The sequence below is a fragment of the Streptococcus acidominimus genome (genome assembly GCF_001921825.1).
Classification (GTDB): domain Bacteria; phylum Bacillota; class Bacilli; order Lactobacillales; family Streptococcaceae; genus Streptococcus; species Streptococcus acidominimus.
The window spans coordinates 1-3,303 of the sequence record NZ_MSJL01000086.1 but is presented as its reverse complement, the minus strand read 5'-3'; the positions used below and the strand labels follow the sequence as shown (position 1 = coordinate 3,303).

At 42.2% G+C, this 3,303-nt stretch carries 3 protein-coding genes; all 3 read right to left on the bottom strand.

Translation table 11 applies throughout. The annotated features are described in order from the left end of the window. Positions 1-465: 465 nt before the first annotated feature. Positions 466-1,926, bottom strand: a complete 1,461-nt coding sequence (gltX, locus tag BU200_RS10225; RefSeq protein WP_075100025.1) for a glutamate--tRNA ligase — start codon at positions 1,924-1,926, stop codon at positions 466-468. 90 nt (positions 1,927-2,016) lie between these two features. After that, the gene (locus BU200_RS10220; RefSeq protein WP_075100024.1) at positions 2,017-2,697 is read right to left on the bottom strand and encodes a hypothetical protein; all 681 of its coding nucleotides are present in this window, start codon (positions 2,695-2,697) and stop codon (positions 2,017-2,019) included. Positions 2,698-2,701: 4 nt separating this feature from the next. After that, entirely contained in the window at positions 2,702-3,148 is a 447-nt protein-coding gene (locus tag BU200_RS10215; RefSeq protein ID WP_075100023.1) for a LytTR family DNA-binding domain-containing protein, read from the bottom strand. Positions 3,149-3,303 lie beyond the last annotated feature (155 nt).

The following is a 3,303-nucleotide window of genomic DNA, read 5'->3' as shown; positions in this document are numbered from 1 at the left end:
AATACTACTCGCATGATGATTACCTCTTTGTCTTGAATGATGATTTGTTTTAGTGATTTCATTTTCAATACACGACGTCGGGCGTCCCACATACTTTGATAAAATTCTGCCTAAAACAAGTGTCTTGTCTGTTTTCACTACGACGTCAAGCGTCAAAAGGAAATACGACATAACAAGACACTTCTACTTTATCATAAAGAAAAAGTAGAGAAGTTATCTCCCGTCGGAGAATTCTTCTCTACTAAGCTTAGTATGTTTTCACTGTGTGCTTTTAACGCTCTCGTATCTTAGTTAACTGAACTCGGGCTACAACTCAGTGACAAAGCGTAATCAAAAAGTTGAGCCATCAGAGAACATCACAGTAGGCATCTGATTGCCGCTAACACGCCAATCTAGTTGCCTTTGTGGGGGTCTCACAACGAAGCTAAAGCTTCTGTTCGGCCGCCTATTTTGTCTAGGAGTTGTTTAACGCCCTTGTATCTTGTTTAACATCTCATCCAAGTGTTGGATGGATTTTTCACGTCCGAGTAGGTAGATGGTATCTGGTAATTCTGGTCCGTGCATTTCACCTGAAACGGCGATACGGATTGGCATGAAGAGATTTTTCCCCTTGATCCCCGTTTCTTTCTGAACCGCCTTGATTTGCGGAAAGATATTTTCAGATTTGAAATCTTCATCAGACATGGCTTCTAATTTTTCCTTGAAAGCCGCCAAAACAGTTGCTACCGTTTCTCCTGCCATCACTTCTTTTTCAGCTTCGGTCAATACTGGAAAATCATCAAAGAACAAATCTGTCAGCGGTACGATTTCATCAACTGATTTCATTTGTGGTTTGTAAAGTTCCACCAATTTTTCAGCCTTATCTGTCAAACGCCCTGCCTCTTCTAGGAAAGGTTTTGCCATTTCAAAAATTGTGGCAAAGTCCGCATTCTTGATGTACTCATTGCTCATCCAATCTAACTTCTTAGAATCAAAAGAAGCTGGGGATTTACTCAAACGGCTTTCATCAAATAAGCGAATAATTTCTTCCTTAGAGAAAATTTCCTCCTCACCCCCAGGTGTCCAACCAAGAAGGGTAACAAAATTAAAAATAGCCTCTGGCAAATACCCTTTTTTCCGATAAGCCTCAATTGACATCGTATTGGGATCACGTTTGGACAGCTTCTTACCCGTCCCAGCATTGATAATCAAGGTCATGTGTCCAAACTCGGGTGCTTCCCAACCGAGTGCTTCGTAGACCATAAGCTGTTTCGGAGTATTCGCAATGTGGTCATCCCCACGGATAACATGGGAGATCTCCATCAAATGGTCATCGATAACCACAGCAAAATTGTAGGTCGGATAGCCATCTTTTTTCTGGATAACCCAGTCGCCACCGATATTACCACCTTCAAACTCAATCTCGCCCTTCACCATGTCTGTCCACTTGTAGATACCAGCTTCATTAACTGCCAGACGAACAGTCGGTACAATACCTGCTGCCTCACGCTCTGCGACATAGGTTGCCTTTTCTTCATCTGACATGCCAAGGTACTCATTGATATAGCGCGGTGTCTCACCCGCAGCCTCTTGGCGCTCACGCTCTGCTGCCAATTCTTCCTCAGTCACGTATGACTTATAGGCCAACCCTTTTTCTAACAATTCGTCGACATATTTTTGATATATTTCAAGTCGTTCCGACTGACGGTATTGCGCATGTGTCTCTGGACTTTCATCCCAATCAATTCCTAACCAGCGCAGGTTCTCAAGTTGCGAACGCTCCCCGTCTTCAATATGTCGTTTACGGTCGGTATCTTCAATCCGAATGATAAAAGCTCCGCCATGATGACGGGCAAAAAGATAGTTAAATAAGGCCGTACGAGTATTTCCAATATGGAGAAATCCCGTTGGACTTGGTGCATAACGCACGCGAATGGTTTTTGTCATTTCCAATGCTCTCCTTGTCAACATTCAATATTCCTATTATAGCACACATCCCCTGCTTTGAGCTAAAAAATCAGCCGCAAGGGCTGATTTTTAAGAGCTGACAATAACAAGGGTGGAAAAGGCTAAATCGGCATGTACCAAGAGCCGTTTTTCAAACACTGTGGGCTGGGCTTCTTGCTGAATGGTACTAAAGGCTTTATCCCCCTTGATTTCCACCAACCAAGTAGATGGTACATAGAGCCGCACCGTTGAGAAGGCTGCTGATACTTCAAAGGTCGCTTCTTCACCAGCCATGACTGCATGATCAAAATAAATCGTTGCGCTCCCAAATGCCACATCAACATTGCTATGCACAAAATTTGTATCGTGAATATAGCGGGTCGAACTACCAAAAACGATATCATTCTCATCTTCTAGCACCCTACTTTTTCCAATTGATTTGGAGTCCAAATGAGTAAAAAAGTGAAACTCCCCCTGCTTGGACTTGAAAAGAATGCTGCAACCAAGACATGCCAAAACAGCACCGATAATCATCATTTTCGTATCCACTGCTAAAAAATGGTACTGCTGGTTCAGCAAAATGAAGATCCAGGTTCCACAAAAGAAGCTACTATACAATCTTTTCTTGCGCAGGGCACTCACCAAACCCACTGTCAATACAAGAATAAGCATCATTTTCCATATAGACAGTCCAATCTGTGGCAAATAATTTTGAAACAAGACTAAGCCCGATAAGACCAACAATCCGATTCCTAATACATACTTTTTCATAGGATCACCTCAACTCCTGTAATCTTTCTTTTAATAACTGATAATAGTGACGCGAAACATGAGCCTCCTTATGTGTGTCCGCAAAGCGAATCCGACTGGTTCCTGAAAAAGACCTATCTAGCGAATACACCGAGCGAACGTTGGCGATACTGGACTTGGAAATTCTACAAAAACTAATCGGCAGAACCTCTTCCAATTCATACAACTTTAATTTGACTTCGTAAGCATCCGTCTTTGAATGAGCAAAAATTTTTGCACCATCTGTCTCAAAGAATAAAATCTCCTCTAACTTGACGAAATACTCACTTGCATCCTTGTAAAAAACCAAGGAGGGCTGGTTTAGTTGGGTCAACAACCGTTGCAACTGACCAACCTGATCTGTCAAACTGGCTGTCTTGATGACAACTTCCACATCATCCAAGCCGTCATCTAGCTCAATCCGTATTTTCATAACTCCCTCCTTGTTTTTATATATAGTAGGGCACCTCTAAAAACTTCAAGTAGTTGTTAAGTAAGCCCTATTTGTAAGCATTAATTCCAGTAAGCTTCGCTTTCGAAGCTTACTTTTTGCTTATTTTCCTATTTTTGGGCGCACTAAGCCCATGA